The 20809-nt window shown below is 55.1% G+C and carries 17 protein-coding genes, 4 tRNA genes and 1 rRNA gene; all 22 read left to right on the forward strand.

The window, feature by feature from the left end; translation table 11 throughout:
- Positions 1 to 115 precede the first annotated feature (115 nt).
- The 22 genes from rrf (at position 116) to rplC (ending at position 20809) form a co-directional block, all read left to right on the forward strand.
- A 5S ribosomal RNA gene (rrf, locus tag BMH52_RS12840) occupies positions 116 to 231 on the forward strand.
- Between the two features lie 155 nt (positions 232 to 386).
- Entirely contained in the window at positions 387 to 1346 is a 960-nt protein-coding gene (gene birA / locus BMH52_RS12845) for a bifunctional biotin--[acetyl-CoA-carboxylase] ligase/biotin operon repressor BirA (protein WP_073843892.1), read from the forward strand.
- Positions 1336 to 2085, forward strand: coding sequence for a pantothenate kinase (locus BMH52_RS12850; protein ID WP_014720156.1), 750 nt, complete (start codon positions 1336 to 1338; stop codon positions 2083 to 2085). The genes birA and BMH52_RS12850 overlap by 11 nt, the downstream gene beginning before the upstream one ends.
- Positions 2086 to 2092: 7 nt before the next feature.
- Complete coding sequence (locus BMH52_RS12855; protein ID WP_014720155.1) at positions 2093 to 2539, forward strand: hypothetical protein; 447 nt, start codon at positions 2093 to 2095, stop codon at positions 2537 to 2539.
- A 142-nt stretch (positions 2540 to 2681) separates the two neighbouring features.
- A tRNA-Tyr gene (locus tag BMH52_RS12860) sits at positions 2682 to 2766 on the forward strand.
- Positions 2767 to 2790: 24 nt separating this feature from the next.
- Positions 2791 to 2864: transfer RNA gene (locus BMH52_RS12865), tRNA-Gly, on the forward strand.
- 26 nt (positions 2865 to 2890) lie between these two features.
- Positions 2891 to 2966 (forward strand) — tRNA-Thr (locus BMH52_RS12870).
- Between the two features lie 143 nt (positions 2967 to 3109).
- Positions 3110 to 3185: transfer RNA gene (locus BMH52_RS12875), tRNA-Trp, on the forward strand.
- A 45-nt stretch (positions 3186 to 3230) separates the two neighbouring features.
- The gene (secE, locus tag BMH52_RS12880; protein WP_003194658.1) at positions 3231 to 3599 is read left to right on the forward strand and encodes a preprotein translocase subunit SecE; all 369 of its coding nucleotides are present in this window, start codon (positions 3231 to 3233) and stop codon (positions 3597 to 3599) included.
- Positions 3600 to 3608: 9 nt separating this feature from the next.
- Entirely contained in the window at positions 3609 to 4142 is a 534-nt protein-coding gene (nusG, locus tag BMH52_RS12885; protein WP_003176436.1) for a transcription termination/antitermination protein NusG, read from the forward strand.
- 116 nt (positions 4143 to 4258) lie between these two features.
- Positions 4259 to 4690 (forward strand): 50S ribosomal protein L11, encoded by a 432-nt coding sequence (rplK, locus tag BMH52_RS12890; RefSeq protein ID WP_003176435.1) that lies wholly within the window; start codon positions 4259 to 4261, stop codon positions 4688 to 4690.
- The gene (gene rplA, locus BMH52_RS12895) at positions 4690 to 5385 is read left to right on the forward strand and encodes a 50S ribosomal protein L1 (protein ID WP_003176434.1); all 696 of its coding nucleotides are present in this window, start codon (positions 4690 to 4692) and stop codon (positions 5383 to 5385) included. Before rplK ends, rplA begins: the two co-directional genes overlap by 1 nt.
- 199 nt (positions 5386 to 5584) lie before the next feature.
- Positions 5585 to 6085 carry a 50S ribosomal protein L10 gene (gene rplJ, locus BMH52_RS12900; RefSeq protein ID WP_003176433.1) on the forward strand — a complete coding sequence of 167 codons (501 nt, stop codon included), beginning with the start codon at positions 5585 to 5587 and terminating at the stop codon, positions 6083 to 6085.
- A gap of 78 nt (positions 6086 to 6163) precedes the next feature.
- Positions 6164 to 6529, forward strand: a complete 366-nt coding sequence (rplL, locus tag BMH52_RS12905) for a 50S ribosomal protein L7/L12 (protein WP_003176432.1) — start codon at positions 6164 to 6166, stop codon at positions 6527 to 6529.
- A gap of 219 nt (positions 6530 to 6748) precedes the next feature.
- The gene (rpoB, locus tag BMH52_RS12910) at positions 6749 to 10822 is read left to right on the forward strand and encodes a DNA-directed RNA polymerase subunit beta (protein WP_010206926.1); all 4074 of its coding nucleotides are present in this window, start codon (positions 6749 to 6751) and stop codon (positions 10820 to 10822) included.
- A gap of 64 nt (positions 10823 to 10886) precedes the next feature.
- Positions 10887 to 15086 carry a DNA-directed RNA polymerase subunit beta' gene (gene rpoC, locus BMH52_RS12915; protein ID WP_019819137.1) on the forward strand — a complete coding sequence of 1400 codons (4200 nt, stop codon included), beginning with the start codon at positions 10887 to 10889 and terminating at the stop codon, positions 15084 to 15086.
- A 216-nt stretch (positions 15087 to 15302) separates the two neighbouring features.
- A complete protein-coding gene (rpsL, locus tag BMH52_RS12920; protein WP_002555494.1) occupies positions 15303 to 15674 on the forward strand; it encodes a 30S ribosomal protein S12 in 372 nt (123 codons plus the stop codon).
- Positions 15675 to 15792: 118 nt separating this feature from the next.
- Positions 15793 to 16263 carry a 30S ribosomal protein S7 gene (gene rpsG / locus BMH52_RS12925; protein ID WP_002555493.1) on the forward strand — a complete coding sequence of 157 codons (471 nt, stop codon included), beginning with the start codon at positions 15793 to 15795 and terminating at the stop codon, positions 16261 to 16263.
- Between the two features lie 30 nt (positions 16264 to 16293).
- The gene (gene fusA / locus BMH52_RS12930; protein ID WP_003194651.1) at positions 16294 to 18399 is read left to right on the forward strand and encodes an elongation factor G; all 2106 of its coding nucleotides are present in this window, start codon (positions 16294 to 16296) and stop codon (positions 18397 to 18399) included.
- Between the two features lie 30 nt (positions 18400 to 18429).
- Positions 18430 to 19623, forward strand: a complete 1194-nt coding sequence (gene tuf / locus BMH52_RS12935) for an elongation factor Tu (protein WP_003176426.1) — start codon at positions 18430 to 18432, stop codon at positions 19621 to 19623.
- Positions 19624 to 19780: 157 nt separating this feature from the next.
- Positions 19781 to 20092 carry a 30S ribosomal protein S10 gene (gene rpsJ, locus BMH52_RS12940; protein ID WP_003186070.1) on the forward strand — a complete coding sequence of 104 codons (312 nt, stop codon included), beginning with the start codon at positions 19781 to 19783 and terminating at the stop codon, positions 20090 to 20092.
- 81 nt (positions 20093 to 20173) lie between these two features.
- Positions 20174 to 20809: a 50S ribosomal protein L3 gene (gene rplC / locus BMH52_RS12945; RefSeq protein ID WP_003194649.1), complete on the forward strand. Its 636-nt coding sequence runs from the start codon at positions 20174 to 20176 to the stop codon at positions 20807 to 20809.

Raw genomic sequence — 20809 nt, forward strand, 5'->3', positions numbered from 1 at the left:
GCGGTGTGTGAAGACGAAGATGAACCGAAAGTTCGACGCTCACAAACACCACGATCTATCACATACCCAATTTGCTGAAGCGAGACCAACTGGTCACGACTCAGTACCCGAATTTCTTGACGACCATAGAGCATTGGAACCACCTGATCCCATCCCGAACTCAGCAGTGAAACGATGCATCGCCGATGGTAGTGTGGGGTTTCCCCATGTGAGAGTAGGTCATCGTCAAGATTAAATTCCGAAACCCCAATTGCGAAAGCAGTTGGGGTTTTGTTTTGGACGCTCGAAAATCTTGTGGGGCGTCGATCAATACTGATATCCACCCTTTCTATGCAATGACCCTGCGCATGGCTATCATGCGTGCCTCATTCTGAGGCGATATGTGCATGCTGACGTTGTTGAAACTTCTGAAAGATGGTCAGTTCCATTCTGGAGAAGCGCTTGGCGCCGCCCTGGGCGTTAGTCGCAGTGCCGTGTGGAAGCAGCTTCAGCATCTTGAGGCAGAATTGAATCTCCCCATTCATAAGGTTCGAGGCCGCGGGTATAGATTGGCTGCGCCATTGGTGTTTTTGAATGCGCAGGAGATTTCTCTGGGGGCGGCTTCCTTGGCTTGGCCCGTTCATATTTTCGACTCCATTGACTCCACTAATGCTGAGGCTTTACGTCTTGTCGATGGAGGCAGTGCGGCGCCTTTTGTTGTGCTAGCGGAGCAGCAGACGGCTGGTAGGGGGCGCAGAGGCCGTAAATGGGTCAGCCCATTTGCGCAAAACGTTTACTACAGCCTTGTATTGCGTATTGAGGGTGGTCTGCGGCAACTGGAAGGGTTGAGTCTGGTGGTAGGACTGGCAGTCCTGCAGGCTCTGCGTGAGTCGGGTGTGCAGGGCGCGGCTTTGAAGTGGCCAAACGACGTCTTGGTTGGGCACAAGAAAATCTCAGGCATCTTGCTTGAGCTGGTGGGAGATCCCGCGGATATCTGTCACGTTGTGCTAGGGATAGGTATCAATGTGAATATGCAGAGGGCAGTTGATGTTGATCAGCAGTGGACCTCGATGCAGCTTGAGGCGGGCTTTTCAGTTGATCGCAATCACCTGGTGGCGCGACTGGGTTTGCAACTCCAAGCCTACCTAGATCGACACAAGGCTGCGGGTTTTGCAGGGTTGCAAGACGAATGGGAGCAGCATCACGCGTGGCAGGGGAAGTCCGTGTCGCTTATCGCGGGCGTCAATCAGATTGATGGGGTTGTGCTGGGCGTGGATCGTCAGGGCGCCTTGCGTTTGGATGTCGGTGGCGTTGAGAAAATATACAGCGGTGGTGAGTTAAGCCTGAGGTTGCGTGATGATTCTTGAGCTCGACTGTGGAAATAGCTTTATCAAATGGCGTGTTCTTGAGTTGAGTGAGGCAACTGTTCGCGCGGAAGGTATCGCAGGTTCAGATATCGCGCTGATCGATAGTTTGGTGGCTTTGCCTGGTCTATTGCTCACGCGTTGTCGGTTAGTGAGTGTTCGCGCGCTTGAGGAGACCGATAAGCTGATAGCTGCCTTGGTAGCGGCATTTGGCGTTGCTGTTTCCTGTGCAACCTCTGCTCAAGAAATGGGCGGAGTGCGCAACGGCTACGAAGACTTCCAGCGCCTGGGGATGGATCGATGGCTGGCCATGCTAGGCGCGTTCAAGTTGGCGTCAGGTGCATGCCTGGTACTCGACTTTGGTACAGCGGCGACAGCAGATTTTATTGGTCCGGACGGTGGGCACCTGGGTGGGTTTATTTGCCCGGGTATGCCGCTTATGCGTAATCAACTGCGAACCCATACCCGCAAGATACGCTATGACGACGCGGCCGCTGAGCGGGCTGTGGAACGTCTCTCTCCTGGTCGTACGACCGTAGAGGCCGTCGAGCGTGGGTGTACGCTCATGCTTAGAGGGTTTGTGCTGACCCAGCTCGAGTTGGCGCGAGGCTATTGGGGGGAGGATTTCACAGTCTTCCTCACTGGCGGCGATGCTGACCTGGTGAGGGATGCTGCGCCTCAAGCTCGGCTGGTCCCGGATCTGGTGTTTGTTGGTTTGGCAATGGCGTGTCCTTTGTCTTGAGGTGATTATGCGCTGGCTGTTTTTACTTTTACTGGTCCTCAATGTTTTCTATTACGTCTGGCATCAGCAAGAGGCGCCATTGCGGGCCAAGGATGTCACGCCCTTGAGTCTCCATCGGGGGGCACAACAAGATATTCGCCTCCTGAGTGAGTCGGCAGATGCGGTGGCGCGGCGTGATCGAGCGAGGCCGGCAGAGGCGCAGAATACCTGCTTGTACATCGGTGGGTTCACTGATCGACGCCAAGCCTCCTCTCTCGAGCAGAGGCTCACCAGCCTGGATATCAAGGTCAAAGTACAGTTGCTGAATGCGCCGGACGCCTCGGGTTATTGGTTGCGTGTAGCCCCTGAGAGCCGTCGCCTGGCTGACGATCTGCCCTTTGAAAGCCTTGCTAATGAATTCAATGAGTTAAAACATAAAATAATGCTGTGTGAAGGCATTGCAACTCTCGAATAGTTTGCATAGAATGGCGCCCGCTTCGCAGTGAAGACCTTTAAGGGCTACAGTGCAAAGCGACCGTCAATGCAGCTAACCTCATAATTTAAATGAGAAAATGCTTGACAGAAGGTCGGCGTGATGTAAAATGCCGGCTCGCTTAGGAGGGGTTCCCGAGCGGCCAAAGGGATCAGACTGTAAATCTGACGTCTACGACTTCGAAGGTTCGAATCCTTCCCCCTCCACCATTTTTAGCGTGAGCTGCAAGCTCCGCGGGTATAGTTTAGTGGTAGAACCTCAGCCTTCCAAGCTGATGATGCGGGTTCGATTCCCGCTACCCGCTCCAAGTTTGCAGGTTGTGCAAGGTGTTTCGCTCTTGTAGCTCAGTTGGTAGAGCACACCCTTGGTAAGGGTGAGGTCAGCGGTTCAAATCCGCTCAAGAGCTCCATATGACAAGGCAGATATGAAAATATCTGCCTTTGTTTTAACAGCTGCCTCGGCTTGAATGTTGTTCGATGTTTCAGGTCTTGTGGGGTTGGTTGTTGTAAAGTCTTTTTCAGGCCTGCATAATGGTCGGCCTGATTTTGTTTTAGGTCAGTAGCTCAATTGGCAGAGCGACGGTCTCCAAAACCGTAGGTTGGGGGTTCGATTCCCTCCTGACCTGCCAGATTCACGTGGTGTGTCTGGCTTTCTTTTCACAGGATCTTCATAGATGACTCCTAAGGCTGAAGCTCAAAGCTCTCGTTTCGATCTGGTAAAGTGGCTCGCTGTAGTCGCCTTGGTGGTCGTAGGCGTTGTTGGCAATCAGTACTATTCTGCTTCGCCGATCCTGTACCGTGTACTCGCTTTGCTTGCCCTCGCTGCTGTAGCTGCCTTTGTAGGCCTGCAGACTGCCAAAGGCAAGTCGTTCGCGGTACTGGTTAAGGAAGCTCGCACCGAAATCCGTAAAGTCGTTTGGCCGACTCGCCAAGAAACCACTCAGACCACATTGATTGTCGTGGCTGTTGTTCTGGTTATGGCGTTGCTGTTGTGGGGGCTTGATTCCCTGCTCGGCTGGCTTGTTTCCTTGATTGTTGGCTAAGGGTGTCCCGTGGCTAAGCGTTGGTACGTTGTGCATGCTTACTCGGGTTACGAGAAGCATGTTATGCGCTCTTTGCTGGAGCGCGTAAAGCTGGCAGGCATGGAAGATGGCTTCGGCGAAATTCTGGTTCCCACTGAAGAAGTGGTTGAAATGCGGAATGGGCAGAAGCGCAAAAGCGAACGCAAGTTCTTCCCTGGCTACGTGCTGGTACAAATGGACATGAACGAAGGTACTTGGCACTTGGTCAAGGATACCCCTCGCGTCATGGGCTTCATTGGCGGTACTGCCGACAAGCCTGCTCCGATCACCGACAAAGAGGCGGAAGCAATTCTGCGTCGTGTTGCTGATGGTAGCGACAAGCCCAAGCCGAAGACATTGTTCGAGCCGGGTGAGGTTGTTCGCGTTACAGACGGTCCGTTCGCTGATTTTAACGGTACGGTCGAAGAAGTTAACTACGAAAAGAGCCGGATCCAAGTGGCAGTGCTCATTTTCGGTCGCTCTACCCCGGTAGAGTTGGAGTTCAGCCAGGTCGAAAAGGTCTAGCTGGGCAAGCATCCCAACCCCGCAGCCTAGGCTGTGGGGTTTTGTCGTCACTGGGATAAACGCGCAAGTAGCCGGGGAGCCTTTCGAGGCGTTTGAACCCGTAATTGGAGTGCCTCATGGCCAAGAAGATTACCGCTTACATCAAGCTGCAAGTGAAGGCCGCTCAGGCCAACCCTAGCCCACCCGTCGGTCCAGCTCTGGGTCAGCACGGCGTGAACATCATGGAATTCTGCAAGGCCTTCAACGCCCGTACTCAGGGTCTTGAGCCAGGTCTGCCGACTCCAGTGATCATCACTGTATACAGCGACCGTAGCTTCACCTTCGAAACCAAGTCGACCCCGGCTTCGGTTTTGCTGAAGAAAGCTGCCGGTCTGACCAGCGGTTCCGCTCGTCCTAACACCGTTAAGGTTGGCACCGTAACCCGTGCTCAGCTGGAAGAAATCGCGAAAACCAAAAACGCGGATCTGACTGCAGCTGATATGGATGCAGCCGTGCGTACCATCGCCGGTTCTGCTCGTAGCATGGGCCTTAACGTGGAGGGTGTGTAATGGCTAAGCTGACCAAGCGCCAAAAGGCTATCGCCGGCAAGATCGAAGCAGGCAAGTCCTACAACTTCGTAGACGCTGCTGCCCTGCTGACCGAGCTGTCGACTGTCAAGTTCAGCGAGTCTGTTGACGTTGCTGTAAACCTGGGTGTTGACCCACGTAAATCCGACCAGGTCGTTCGTAGCGCTACTGTGCTGCCACACGGCACTGGCAAGACTGTACGTGTTGCTGTCTTCACCCAAGGCCCAGCTGCTGAAGCTGCTCTGGCCGCTGGTGCTGATCGCGTTGGCATGGACGACCTGGCTGCCGAAATGAAAGGCGGCGACCTGAACTATGACGTCGTTATTGCTTCCCCGGATGCAATGCGTGTTGTAGGTCAGTTGGGTCAGATCCTCGGTCCACGTGGCCTGATGCCTAACCCTAAAGTCGGTACCGTAACTCCAGACGTAGCTACCGCGGTTAAAAACGCCAAGGCTGGTCAGGTTCGTTATCGCACCGACAAAAACGGCATCATTCACACCTCCGTTGGCAAAGTCGGCTTCGATGCCGTCAAGCTGAAGGAAAACGTTGAAGCCCTGATCGCTGATCTGAAGCGTATCAAGCCTGCTTCCTCGAAAGGTATCTACGTCAAGCGCGTTACCCTGAGCACCACTATGGGCCCAGGTCTGGTCATCGACCAAGGCTCGCTGGACGTATAAGACATAAATTGGCGCAAGTAATTGCGCCAATTGAAAGATTGGGGTCCCTGCCTGGCGGGGGCTATCCAAGACCGTAGGCGACGCAAGTCTTAAACCAACAAGCCTACGCAGATGGTGCTCCCGGTTCCTTACCGAATCAGACACCAAAACGACATCAGGCCTAGGCCAGATGAAACGGTAACAAGCAGGAGTTAAACCCGTGGCAATTAATCTCGAAGACAAGAAGGCCATCGTCGCTGAAGTCAACGAGGCTGCCAAAGCTGCTCTGTCCGCTGTCGTGGCTGATGCCCGTGGTGTGACAGTAGGCGCTATGACCGGACTCCGTAAAGAGGCTCGTGAAGCTGGCGTATACGTACGTGTTGTACGTAACACCCTGCTCAAGCGCGCCGTTGCTGACACTGAATACAGTGTTCTCAACGATGTGTTCACCGGCCCGACTCTGATCGCGTTCTCTAAAGATCATCCAGGCGCTGCTGCCCGTTTGTTCAAAGAATTCGCCAAGAGTCAGGATAAGTTCGAGATCAAGGCAGCTGCGTTCGAGGGCAAGTTCCTCGCAGCTAACCAAATCGACGTACTGGCAACACTGCCGACCCGTAACGAAGCTATTTCGCAGCTGATGAGCGTGATTCAAGGCGCTACCAGCAAGCTGGCTCGTACTCTGGCTGCAGTTCGCGAGCAAAAAGAAGCTGCCGCAGCCTAAGGCTGAGCAAATTCTCTCGCGTATTTTTGTTTATTTCGATGGCCGCGTAGGCCGTCCCCCAATTCAGGAAATACAGCAATGTCTATCTCCCAAGACGATATCCTCAACGCCGTAGCTGAAATGTCGGTTCTGCAGGTTGTTGAGCTGATCAAAGCTTTCGAAGAAAAATTCGGCGTTTCCGCTGCCGCTGCTTCCGCTGGCCCAGCTGTTGCTGCTGTCGCTGCTGAAGAGCAAACCGAATTCAACGTCATGCTGCTGGAAGCTGGCGAGAAGAAAGTAAACGTGATCAAGGCAGTACGTGAACTGACCGGTCTGGGCCTGAAAGAAGCCAAGGCTGTAGTTGACGGCGCTCCTGCCCAGGTTCTGGAAGCAGTGTCGAAAGACGCCGCTGACAAAGCCAAAGCTACTCTGGAAGAAGCAGGCGCTAAAGTCGAGCTGAAGTAAGCATCGACCTTGCGTCTCCAGCCCAAGCGTTAAGCTGAAGGCTGATGGCTGGTGGCTCTTGCCACCGGCCTTTTTCCGTTCTTGGCTGTCGACTCGGTCGCCGCCATTAACGCGCTGTAGCCACCCGAAGCGGTGGTGCAAACCATGGGGTTTGCAAGATTTTCTGGCTGCTCCCGTCGGAGGGGCCAAACAAGCAGGTGACCAAGCTGGGGAACGCTGATGGCTTACTCATATACTGAGAAAAAACGTATCCGCAAGGACTTTAGCAAGTTGCCGGACGTCATGGATGTCCCGTACCTTCTGGCTATCCAGCTGGATTCGTATCGTGAATTCTTGCAGGCGGGAGCGACCAAAGATCAGTTCCGCGACGTGGGCCTGCATGCGGCCTTCAAATCCGTTTTCCCGATCATCAGCTACTCCGGCAATGCTGCGCTGGAGTACGTCGGTTATCGCCTGGGCGAACCGGCATTTGATGTCAAAGAATGCGTGTTGCGTGGCGTTACGTACGCCGTACCTTTGCGGGTAAAAGTCCGTCTGATCATTTTCGACAAAGAATCGTCGAACAAAGCGATCAAGGACATCAAAGAGCAAGAAGTCTACATGGGCGAAATCCCACTGATGACTGAAAACGGTACCTTCGTAATCAACGGTACCGAGCGTGTAATCGTTTCCCAGCTGCACCGTTCCCCGGGCGTGTTCTTCGACCACGACCGCGGCAAGACGCACAGCTCCGGCAAACTCCTGTACTCCGCGCGGATCATTCCGTACCGCGGTTCGTGGTTGGACTTCGAGTTCGACCCGAAAGACTGCGTGTTCGTGCGTATCGACCGTCGTCGCAAGCTGCCGGCCTCGGTATTGCTGCGCGCGCTCGGTTACACCACTGAGCAGGTGCTGGACGCTTTCTACACCACCAACGTATTCAGCCTGAAGGATGAAACCCTCAAGCTGGAGCTGATCGCTTCGCGTCTGCGTGGTGAAATTGCTGTACTGGACATCCAGGACGAAAAAGGCAAGGTCATCGTTGAGGCTGGCCGTCGTATCACTGCGCGCCACATCAACCAGATCGAAAAAGCCGGTATCAAAGAGCTGGAAGTGCCACTGGACTACGTCCTGGGTCGCACTACCGCCAAGGTCATCGTTCACCCGGCTACAGGCGAAATCCTGGCTGAGTGCAACACCGAGCTGAACACCGAGATCCTGGCCAAGATCGCCAAGGCCCAGGTTGTTCGCATCGAGACCCTGTACACCAACGATATCGACTGCGGTCCGTTCATCTCCGACACACTGAAGATCGACTCCACCAGCAACCAATTGGAAGCACTGGTCGAGATCTATCGCATGATGCGTCCTGGTGAGCCACCAACCAAAGATGCTGCCGAAACCCTGTTCAACAACCTGTTCTTCAGCCCTGAGCGCTATGACCTGTCTGCGGTCGGCCGGATGAAGTTCAACCGTCGTATCGGTCGTACCGAGATCGAAGGTTCGGGCGTGCTGTGCAAGGAAGACATCGTCGCGGTATTGAAGACCCTTGTCGACATCCGTAACGGCAAAGGCATCGTCGATGACATCGACCACCTGGGTAACCGTCGTGTTCGCTGCGTAGGTGAAATGGCCGAGAACCAGTTCCGCGTTGGCCTGGTACGTGTTGAGCGTGCGGTCAAAGAGCGTCTGTCGATGGCTGAAAGCGAAGGCCTGATGCCGCAAGACCTGATCAACGCCAAGCCAGTGGCTGCGGCGGTGAAAGAGTTCTTCGGTTCCAGCCAGCTTTCTCAGTTCATGGACCAGAACAACCCGCTCTCCGAGATCACCCACAAGCGCCGTGTTTCTGCACTGGGCCCGGGCGGTCTGACCCGTGAGCGCGCTGGCTTTGAAGTCCGTGACGTACACCCGACGCACTACGGTCGTGTTTGCCCGATCGAAACGCCGGAAGGTCCGAACATCGGTCTGATCAACTCCCTGGCTGCCTATGCGCGCACCAACCAGTACGGCTTCCTCGAAAGCCCGTACCGTGTGGTGAAAGACGCCCTGGTCACCGACGAGATCGTATTCCTGTCCGCCATCGAAGAAGCTGATCACGTGATCGCTCAGGCTTCGGCCACGATGAACGACAAGAAAGTCCTGGTCGACGAGCTGGTAGCTGTTCGTCACTTGAACGAGTTCACCGTCAAGGCGCCGGAAGACGTCACCTTGATGGACGTTTCTCCGAAGCAGGTAGTTTCGGTTGCAGCGTCGCTGATCCCGTTCCTGGAACACGATGACGCCAACCGTGCGTTGATGGGTTCCAACATGCAGCGTCAAGCTGTACCGACCCTGCGCGCTGACAAGCCGCTGGTAGGTACTGGCATGGAGCGCAACGTAGCACGTGACTCCGGCGTTTGCGTCGTGGCTCGTCGTGGCGGTGTGATCGACTCCGTTGATGCCAGCCGTATCGTGGTTCGTGTTGCCGATGACGAAGTAGAAACTGGCGAAGCCGGTGTCGACATCTACAACCTGACCAAATACACCCGTTCGAACCAGAACACCTGCATCAACCAGCGTCCGCTGGTGAGCAAGGGTGATCGCGTTCAGCGTAGCGACATCATGGCTGACGGCCCGTCCACCGACATGGGTGAACTGGCTCTCGGCCAGAACATGCGCATCGCGTTCATGGCATGGAACGGCTTCAACTTCGAAGACTCCATCTGCCTGTCCGAGCGTGTGGTTCAAGAAGACCGCTTCACCACGATCCACATCCAGGAACTGACCTGTGTGGCGCGTGATACCAAGCTTGGGCCTGAGGAAATCACTGCAGACATCCCGAACGTGGGTGAAGCTGCACTGAACAAGCTGGACGAAGCCGGTATCGTTTATGTAGGTGCTGAAGTTGGCGCTGGCGACATCCTGGTCGGTAAAGTCACTCCGAAAGGCGAGACCCAACTGACGCCGGAAGAGAAGCTGCTGCGTGCCATCTTCGGTGAAAAAGCCAGCGACGTGAAAGACACCTCCCTGCGTGTACCTACCGGTACCAAGGGTACTGTCATCGACGTACAGGTCTTCACCCGTGACGGCGTTGAGCGTGATGCTCGTGCACTGTCCATCGAGAAGACCCAGCTCGACGAGATCCGCAAGGATCTGAACGAAGAGTTCCGTATCGTTGAAGGCGCGACCTTCGAACGTCTGCGTTCCGCTCTGGTAGGCCACAAGGCTGAAGGCGGCGCGGGCCTGAAGAAAGGTCAGGACATCACCGACGAAATCCTCGACGGTCTTGAGCACGGCCAGTGGTTCAAACTGCGCATGGCTGAAGATGCTCTGAACGAGCAGCTCGAGAAGGCCCAGGCCTATATCGTTGATCGCCGCCGTCTGCTGGACGACAAGTTCGAAGACAAGAAGCGCAAACTGCAGCAGGGCGATGACCTGGCTCCAGGCGTGCTGAAAATCGTCAAGGTTTACCTGGCGATCCGTCGCCGCATCCAGCCGGGCGACAAGATGGCCGGTCGTCACGGTAACAAGGGTGTGGTCTCTGTGATCATGCCGGTTGAAGACATGCCGCACGATGCCAATGGCACCCCGGTCGACGTCGTCCTCAACCCGTTGGGCGTACCTTCGCGTATGAACGTTGGTCAGATCCTTGAAACCCACCTGGGCCTCGCGGCCAAAGGTCTGGGCGAGAAGATCAACCGTATGATCGAAGAGCAGCGCAAAGTCGCAGACCTGCGTAAGTTCCTGCACGAGATCTACAACGAGATCGGCGGTCGCAACGAAGAGCTGGACACCTTCTCCGACCAGGAAATCCTGGATCTGGCGAAGAACCTGCGCGGCGGCGTTCCAATGGCTACCCCGGTGTTCGACGGTGCCAAGGAAAGCGAAATCAAGGCCATGCTCAAACTGGCAGACCTGCCAGAAAGCGGCCAGATGCAGCTGTTCGACGGCCGTACCGGCAACAAGTTCGAGCGCCCGGTTACTGTTGGCTACATGTACATGCTGAAGCTGAACCACTTGGTAGACGACAAGATGCACGCTCGTTCTACCGGTTCGTACAGCCTGGTTACCCAGCAGCCGCTGGGTGGTAAGGCTCAGTTCGGTGGTCAGCGTTTCGGGGAGATGGAGGTCTGGGCACTGGAAGCATACGGTGCTGCATACACTCTGCAAGAAATGCTCACAGTGAAGTCGGACGATGTGAACGGTCGTACCAAGATGTACAAAAACATCGTGGACGGTGATCACCGTATGGAGCCGGGCATGCCCGAGTCCTTCAACGTGTTGATCAAAGAAATTCGTTCCCTCGGCATCGATATCGATCTGGAAACCGAATAACACGTGACGCGAATCGAGAGCGGGGCTGTTTAGCCCGCTCTCTGCTCCGCCAGGAGGAAAGGCCTTGAAAGACCTACTGAATTTGCTGAAAAACCAGGGTCAAGTCGAAGAGTTCGACGCCATCCGTATTGGGTTGGCATCGCCTGAGATGATCCGTTCGTGGTCGTTCGGTGAAGTTAAAAAGCCGGAAACCATCAACTACCGTACGTTCAAACCTGAGCGTGACGGCCTGTTCTGCGCCAAGATCTTTGGCCCGGTAAAGGATTACGAGTGCCTGTGCGGTAAGTACAAGCGCTTGAAGCACCGTGGTGTGATCTGCGAGAAGTGCGGCGTTGAAGTTGCGCTGGCCAAGGTTCGTCGTGAGCGCATGGCGCACATCGAACTGGCTTCGCCGGTTGCCCACATCTGGTTCCTGAAATCGCTGCCGTCCCGTATCGGCTTGCTGATGGACATGACCCTGCGTGATATCGAACGCGTTCTCTACTTCGAGAGCTATGTCGTTATCGATCCAGGCATGACCACCCTTGAAAAAGGTCAGCTGCTGAACGACGAGCAGTACTTCGAAGCGCTGGAAGAGTTCGGCGACGATTTCGATGCCCGCATGGGTGCCGAAGCTGTCCGCGAACTGCTGCACGCTATCGACCTGGAGCACGAGATTGGTCGTCTGCGTGAAGAGATTCCGCAAACCAACTCCGAAACCAAGATCAAGAAGCTGTCCAAGCGTCTGAAGTTGATGGAAGCCTTCCAGGGTTCCGGCAACCTGCCAGAGTGGATGGTGCTGACCGTTCTGCCGGTTCTGCCGCCAGACCTGCGTCCGCTGGTACCGTTGGACGGTGGTCGTTTCGCGACGTCCGACCTCAACGACCTGTACCGCCGCGTGATCAACCGTAACAACCGCTTGAAGCGCCTGCTTGATCTGTCCGCTCCGGACATCATCGTGCGCAACGAAAAGCGTATGTTGCAAGAAGCGGTCGATGCCCTGCTCGACAACGGTCGTCGTGGCCGCGCTATCACCGGTTCGAACAAGCGTCCTCTGAAATCCCTGGCTGACATGATCAAGGGTAAGCAAGGTCGTTTCCGTCAGAACTTGCTCGGTAAGCGTGTTGACTACTCCGGTCGTTCGGTAATTACCGTAGGCCCGACCCTGCGTCTGCACCAGTGCGGTCTGCCTAAGAAGATGGCACTCGAGCTGTTCAAGCCGTTCATCTTCGGCAAGCTGGAAATGCGCGGTCTCGCGACCACCATCAAAGCGGCCAAGAAAATGGTCGAGCGCGAACTGCCAGAGGTTTGGGACGTTCTCGCTGAAGTGATTCGCGAACACCCGGTTCTCCTCAACCGTGCACCGACCCTTCACCGTCTGGGTATCCAGGCGTTTGAACCTGTACTGATCGAAGGTAAGGCTATCCAGCTGCACCCTCTGGTCTGTGCCGCGTACAACGCCGACTTCGACGGCGACCAAATGGCCGTGCACGTACCGCTGACACTGGAAGCCCAGTTGGAAGCGCGTGCGTTGATGATGTCGACCAACAACATTCTGTCGCCAGCCAACGGTGAGCCAATCATCGTTCCGTCGCAGGACGTTGTATTGGGTCTGTACTACATGACTCGTGAAGCGATCAACGCCAAAGGCGAAGGTCGTGTGTTTGCTGACCTGCAGGAAGTTGACCGTGTGTTCCGTGCCGGCGAAGCCGCACTGCACGCCAAGGTCAAGGTGCGGATCCACGAAACCGTCAACGACCGTGACGGCGGCAGCGTGAGCAACACCCGTATCGTCGACACCACTGTCGGCCGTGCGCTGTTGTACCAGGTTGTTCCAAAAGGTCTGTCGTACGACGTCGTCAACCTGCCGATGAAGAAAAAGGCGATCTCCAAGCTGATCAACCAGTGCTACCGCGTGGTTGGTTTGAAAGAGACCGTTATCTTCGCTGACCAGTTGATGTACACAGGTTTCGCTTACTCGACTATCTCCGGCGTTTCCATCGGCGTTAACGACTTCGTTATCCCGGATGAAAAAGCCCGCATCATCAGTGCTGCCACTGACGAAGTGAAAGAGATCGAGAGCCAGTACGCCTCCGGCCTGGTAACCCAGGGCGAGAAGTACAACAAAGTGATCGACCTTTGGTCCAAGGCCAACGACGAAGTGTCCAAGGCGATGATGGCCAACCTCTCGAAAGAGAAAGTCATCGACCGTCATGGCGTCGAAGTCGATCAAGAGTCTTTCAACTCGATGTACATGATGGCCGACTCGGGCGCACGGGGTTCTGCTGCGCAGATCCGTCAGCTCGCCGGTATGCGTGGCCTGATGGCCAAGCCGGACGGTTCCATCATCGAAACGCCGATCACTGCGAACTTCCGTGAAGGTTTGAGCGTACTTCAGTACTTCATCTCCACTCACGGTGCTCGTAAGGGTCTTGCGGATACCGCGTTGAAAACCGCTAACTCCGGTTACCTGACTCGTCGTCTGGTAGACGTTGCACAAGATCTGGTTGTAACCGAGATCGATTGCGGCACCGAGCACGGCCTGCTGATGACGCCGCACATTGAAGGCGGTGACGTTGTAGAGCCGCTGGGTGAGCGCGTATTGGGTCGTGTTATTGCCCGTGACGTATTCAAGCCAGGTACCGAGGAAGTTATCGTTCCTGCCGGCACCCTGGTTGACGAGAAGTGGGTCGAGTTCATCGAACTCAACAGCATCGACGAAGTGATCGTTCGCTCGCCGATCAGCTGCGAAACCCGCTACGGCATCTGCGCCAAGTGCTATGGCCGTGACTTGGCTCGTGGTCACCAGGTGAACATCGGTGAAGCGGTCGGCGTTATCGCTGCCCAGTCCATCGGTGAGCCGGGTACCCAGCTGACCATGCGTACGTTCCACATCGGTGGTGCGGCAAGCCGGACCTCCGCAGCCGACAGCGTTCAGGTGAAGAATGGCGGTACCGTCCGCCTGCATAACCTCAAGCACGTTGAGCGAGTGGATGGTCACCTGGTTGCTGTGTCCCGTTCCGGTGAGCTGGCCATCGCTGATGACTACGGTCGTGAGCGTGAGCGTTACAAGCTGCCGTACGGTGCTGTGATTTCGGTTAAAGAAGGTGACAAGGTCGACGCTGGCGCAATCGTGGCCAAGTGGGATCCGCACACTCACCCAATCGTTACCGAAATGAAAGGTACCGTGACCTACGTGGGCATGGAAGAAGGCATCACGATCAAGCGTCAGACTGACGAATTGACCGGTATGACCAACATTGAAGTACTCGACGCCAAAGATCGTCCAGCTGCTGGTAAGGACATCCGTCCTGCCGTGAAGATGGTCGATGACAACGGCAAGGATCTGTTGCTGCCAGGCACTGACGTAATCGCTCAGTACTTCCTGCCAGCCAACGCCCTGGTCGGTGTAGCGGATGGTGCGAAGATCGCGATCGGTGATGTTATCGCGCGTATCCCGCAAGAAACTTCGAAGACCCGTGACATCACCGGTGGTCTGCCGCGTGTTGCCGACTTGTTCGAAGCTCGTCGTCCGAAAGAAGCGTCGATTCTGGCTGAAGTCAGCGGCACCATCGCGTTCGGTAAAGAAACCAAAGGCAAGCGCCGTCTGGTTATTACCCCGAACGACGGTAGCGATCCGTATGAAGAGCTGATTCCGAAGTGGCGTCACCTGAACGTGTTCGAAGGCGAACAGGTAAACCGCGGCGAAGTTATCTCCGACGGTCCGAGCGATCCACACGACATCCTGCGTCTGCTGGGTGTGAGTGCGCTGGCCAAGTACATCGTTAACGAGATCCAGGACGTTTACCGTCTGCAAGGCGTGAAGATCAACGACAAGCACATCGAGACCATCCTGCGTCAGATGCTGCGTAAAGTTGAAATCGCTGAATCCGGCGATTCCAGTTTCATCAAGGGCGACCAGATGGAACTGACTCACGTACTGGTAGAAAACGAGCGCCTGGCGAACGAAGAGAAATTTGTCTCCAAGTTCACTCGCGTGCTGCTGGGTATCACCAAGGCGTCGTTGTCCACTGAGTCGTTCATCTCGGCGGCCTCCTTCCAGGAGACCACTCGCGTACTGACCGAAGCAGCGGTAACCGGCAAGCGCGATTACCTGCGCGGCCTGAAAGAAAACGTAGTCGTGGGTCGTCTGATCCCGGCAGGTACCGGTTTGGCTTACCACAGCGAGCGTAAGCGTCGCCGTGATGCTGACAAGCCGCTGCGCGTAAGCGCCAGTGAAGTGGAAGCTGCACTGACCGAAGCGCTGAACTCAAGCGGTAACTGAGTTCTGCGATAGATGAGTCTGGGCCCTGGCACTCCCGTTCGTCGGATCGAGGCATTTTTGCCCCGGTTCGACGCGAGGGGAGGTCGGGGCCTTGCCTTGACTGGGGACAAGATCCTCTTTAGACTCTTGTACCCCTAAATTTGGCGGGAATTCGTTCCTGCCATTTTGCTTTTCTTGCAAGACAATAGCGTCGCAAGACAACAGTGGAGCTAGTAGATGGCAACTATCAACCAGCTGGTACGTCAGCCGCGTAAGCGTATCGTCGAGAAATCCGACGTACCTGCGCTGCAGAACTGCCCGCAACGTCGTGGCGTATGCACCCGTGTGTATACCACCACGCCGAAAAAACCTAACTCGGCACTGCGTAAAGTATGCCGTGTGCGTCTGACCAACGGTTTCGAGGTTTCCTCGTACATCGGCGGTGAAGGCCACAACCTGCAAGAGCACAGCGTGGTACTGATCCGCGGCGGTCGTGTAAAAGACTTGCCAGGTGTTCGTTATCACACCGTACGCGGTTCCTTGGATACTTCCGGCGTTAAAGGTCGTAACCAGGGTCGTTCGAAGTACGGTACCAAGAAGCCTAAGTAGTAGCGGCTTTTTGTAAACCTGAATCATCTTATTTTCTGAGTCGATAAGAGTAAGGTCGGAGGCGTCCCGAAAGGGCACCGATTCCGAGCGAACCTGAAGACCGTTTGAGGGCTTATCCATGCCAAGAAGACGCGTAGCAGCCAAGCGCGAAGTGCTTGACGATCCAAAATACGGAAGCCAAATCCTGGCCAAGTTCATGAACCACGTAATGGAAAGCGGCAAGAAAGCCGTTGCCGAGCGTATCGTTTATGGCGCGCTGGAAAAGGTTAAAGAACGCAAGAACAGCGACCCCCTGGAAATCTTCGAGAAAGCTCTCGACGCCATCGCTCCGCTGGTCGAAGTGAAGTCGCGCCGTGTAGGCGGTGCTACTTACCAGGTTCCGGTTGAAGTTCGTCCGTCCCGTCGTAACGCTCTGGCAATGCGCTGGTTGGTAGACTTCGCCCGTAAGCGCGGCGAGAAGTCTATGGCTCTGCGTTTGGCCGGCGAACTGTTGGACGCTGCTGAAGGTAAAGGTGCTGCTGTTAAGAAGCGTGAAGACGTGCACCGTATGGCTGAAGCCAACAAAGCTTTCTCGCACTACCGCTTCTAATTTTAGCTTCACTAATTTTGCGAGGGCTTTATGGCTCGTACTACTCCGATTAGCCGCTACCGTAACATCGGTATCGTCGCTCACGTGGATGCTGGTAAAACCACCACCACCGAGCGCGTACTGTTTTACACCGGCAAAAGTCACAAAATGGGCGAGGTGCATGACGGCGCCGCGACCACAGACTGGATGGTTCAGGAGCAGGAGCGTGGTATTACCATTACTTCTGCTGCTATTACCGCCTTCTGGAAAGGTTCCGAGAAGCAGTACAAAGACGAGCATCGCTTCAACGTAATCGATACCCCGGGCCACGTAGACTTCACCATTGAAGTTGAACGTTCCCTGCGCGTGCTCGACGGCGCTGTCGTTGTGTTCTGCGGCACCTCGGGTGTTGAGCCTCAGTCGGAAACCGTATGGCGTCAAGCCAACAAGTACGGTGTTCCACGTCTTGTTTATGTAAACAAGATGGACCGTGCTGGTGCCAACTTCCTGCGCGTGATCGGTCAGATCAAGCAGCGTCTGGGTCACACTCCGGTGCCTATCCAGTTGGCTATCGGTTCCGAAGACAACTTCCAGGGTCAGATCGATCTGATCAACATGGAAGCTGTTTACTGGAATGATTCCGACAAAGGTATGGTTCCTGTTCGTAAGCCTATCCCTGAAGAGCTTCAGGAACTGGCTGACGAGTGGCGCAACAACATGGTTGAGGCTGCTGCCGAAGCCAGCGAAGAGCTGATGAACAAGTACCTCGAAGGTGAAGAACTCACCAACGTGGAAATCAAGGCCGCTCTGCGTCAGCGTACTATCGCTGGTGAGATCGTCTTGGCTGTTTGCGGTTCCTCGTTCAAGAACAAGGGTGTTCCCCTGGTTCTCGACGCCGTTATCGACTACCTGCCTGCTCCAACCGACATTCCTGCTATCAAGGGTTCCAACCCTGATAACGAGGAAGAAGAAATGGAGCGTCACGCCGATGACAACGAGCCGTTCTCGGCTCTGGCGTTCAAGATCGCTACCGACCCATTCGTGGGTACTTTGACCTTCGTCCGCGTTTACTCGGGCGTGTTGGCCTCCGGCGACGGCGTGATCAACTCGGTTAAAGGCAAGAAAGAGCGCGTGGGTCGTATGGTGCAAATGCACGCAAACGCCCGTGAAGAGATCAAGGAAGTACGCGCTGGTGACATCGCGGCCCTGATCGGCATGAAGGACGTCACCACTGGTGAGACTTTGTGCGACGCTGCCAAGCCAATCATCCTGGTTCGCATGGACTTCCCGGAGCCGGTTATTTCGGTTGCCGTAGAGCCTAAGACCAAGGATGACCAGGAAAAAATGGGTATCGCTCTGGGCAAGCTTGCTCAGGAAGATCCATCTTTCCGCGTCAAGACTGATGAAGAGACTGGTCAAACGATCATCTCCGGCATGGGCGAGCTGCACCTGGACATCCTGGTTGACCGGATGCGCCGTGAGTTCAACGTCGAAGCCAACATCGGTAAGCCTCAGGTTTCCTATCGTGAGCGCATCACGAAGAACTGTGAAATCGAAGGCAAGTTCGTTCGTCAATCCGGCGGTCGTGGTCAGTTCGGTCACTGCTGGATCCGTTTTGCTCCTGCTGACGAAGGTCAGGAAGGTCTGCAATTCGTGAACGAAGTAGTAGGTGGTGTTGTTCCTAAGGAATACATCCCTGCTATCCAGAAGGGTATCGAAGAGCAGATGAAGAACGGTGTTGTTGCCGGCTATCCGCTGATCGGCCTGAAAGCAACCGTTTTTGACGGTTCTTACCACGACGTCGACTCCAACGAGATGGCGTTTAAGGTGGCTGCTTCCATGGCAACCAAGCAACTGGCCCAGAAGGGCGGTGGTGAGTTGCTTGAGCCAATCATGGCGGTAGAAGTTGTTACACCTGAAGACTATATGGGTGATGTCATGGGCGACCTTAACCGTCGTCGCGGCATGATCTTGGGTATGGAAGACACGGTTTCCGGCAAAGTGATTCGCGCCGAGGTTCCGTTGGGCGAGATGTTCGGTTATGCGACCGACGTTCGTTCCATGTCCCAGGGTCGCGCAAGCTACTCTATGGAATTCAAAAAATACAACACAGCTCCGGCGCACATCGCTGAAACTGTATCCAAAAAACAAGGCTGATTCAGTCCTTTAGGCAAGGAGTTAATTGTCGTGGCTAAAGAAAAATTTGATCGTTCCCTACCGCACGTCAACGTTGGCACCATCGGTCACGTTGACCACGGTAAAACCACTCTGACTGCTGCTCTGACTCGCGTTTGCTCCGAAGTATTCGGTTCCGCAATCGTTGATTTCGATAAAATCGACAGCGCGCCAGAAGAGAAAGCTCGTGGTATCACCATCAACACCGCGCACGTTGAATACAACTCGCTGATCCGTCACTACGCTCACGTTGACTGCCCAGGTCACGCTGACTATGTGAAGAACATGATCACCGGTGCTGCCCAGATGGACGGCGCAATCCTGGTTTGCTCGGCCGCTGATGGTCCGATGCCACAAACCCGTGAGCACATCCTGCTGTCCCGTCAGGTTGGCGTTCCGTACATCGTGGTTTACCTGAACAAGGCTGACCTGGTAGACGACGCTGAGCTGCTGGAACTGGTTGAGATGGAAGTGCGCGATCTGCTGAGCACTTACGACTTCCCAGGTGACGACACTCCGATCATCATCGGTTCTGCTCGTATGGCTCTGGAAGGCAAAGACGATAACGAAATGGGCACCACGTCCGTTCGTAAACTGGTTGAGACTCTGGACAGCTACATCCCAGATCCAGTCCGTGTTATCGACAAGCCGTTCCTGATGCCAATCGAAGACGTATTCTCGATCTCCGGTCGCGGTACTGTTGTAACTGGTCGTATCGAGCGCGGTATCGTCAAGGTTCAAGATCCACTGGAAATCGTTGGTCTGCGTGACACTACCGTCACCACCTGCACCGGTGTTGAAATGTTCCGTAAGCTGCTCGACGAAGGTCGTGCTGGCGAGAACTGCGGCGTTCTGCTGCGTGGTACCAAGCGTGACGACGTTGAGCGTGGCCAGGTTCTGGTCAAGCCAGGTTCGGTTAAGCCGCACACCAAGTTCGAAGCTGAAGTATACGTACTGAGCAAAGAAGAAGGCGGTCGTCACACTCCGTTCTTCAAAGGCTACCGTCCACAGTTCTACTTCCGTACTACTGACGTGACTGGTAACTGCGAACTGCCGGAAGGCGTAGAAATGGTAATGCCAGGCGACAACATCAAAATGGTTGTCACCCTGATCAAAACCATCGCTATGGAAGACGGTCTGCGTTTCGCAATCCGTGAAGGCGGCCGTACCGTTGGTGCTGGCGTTGTAGCTAAAATCATCGAGTAATCTCTCTTTTGAGTGAGCTTTGATGTTTTGAGAAAGCCCCCGCTTAGCGGGGGCTTTTTTATTGGGTTGACACCTATCTAGGGCGTCTATAGAATTGCGCCTCCTTTTAACGGGCGTATTGCGCCCGGTGGGAATAGCAGCCGGAGTCTGAAATCCAATGCAAAATCAGCAAATCCGTATCAGGTTGAAGGCTTTTGACCATCGCCTGATCGACCAATCCACCCAGGAAATCGTGGAAACCGCGAAACGTACTGGTGCTCAAGTGCGTGGTCCAATTCCACTGCCTACCCGTAAAGAGCGGTTCACCGTTCTGGTCTCCCCGCACGTCAACAAAGACGCGCGTGACCAGTACGAGATCCGTACTCATAAGCGCGTACTGGACATCGTCCAGCCAACGGATAAAACCGTTGATGCACTTATGAAGCTCGATCTGGCGGCCGGTGTGGAAGTACAGATCAGCCTCGGCTAAGACTTGGGTCTTAGTCGTGTAACGCTCTGAAATGGGCGGCCATAGCGGGTGAAAGCCCCGTACACTCATGAGGTTTACAACATGACTATTGGTGTAGTCGGTCGTAAATGCGGTATGACCCGTATTTTCACCGAAGAAGGTGTCTCCATTCCGGTCACGGTCATTGAGATCGAACCGAATCGCGTCACCCAGTTCAAAACTGAAGAAACCGATGGCTATCGTGCAGTGCAAGTCACTGTCGGCGAGCGTCGTGCTTCGCGCGTGACTGCTGCTCAAGCAGGTCACTTCGCTAAAGCAAACGTTGCAGCTGGTCGTACTGTCATGGAGTTCCGTCTTGAAGACGGCGACTACCAGGCTGGCGATCTGATCAACGCTGAAATCTTCGCCGCTGGTCAACTGGTTGATGTAACCGGTCAGTCCAAAGGTAAAGGCTTCCAGGGTACGATCAAGCGTTGGAATTTCCGTGGTCAAGACAACACTCACGGTAACTCCGTTTCCCACCGCGTCCCGGGCTCTATTGGCCAGTGCCAGACTCCTGGTCGTGTATTCAAGGGCAAAAAAATGTCCGGTCATATGGGCGCTGAGCGCGTGACCGTGCAGTCCCTCGAAGTAGTGCGCGTCGACGCTGAACGCAATCTGTTGTTGGTCAAGGGTGCTGTTCCTGGCGCTACTGGCGGCAACCTGGTTGTACGTCCAGCGGCCAAGGCTCGCGGTTAA

Origin of the sequence: Pseudomonas sp. BTN1, from assembly GCF_001907715.1 — a bacterium.
GTDB lineage: Bacteria > Pseudomonadota > Gammaproteobacteria > Pseudomonadales > Pseudomonadaceae > Aquipseudomonas > Aquipseudomonas paracarnis.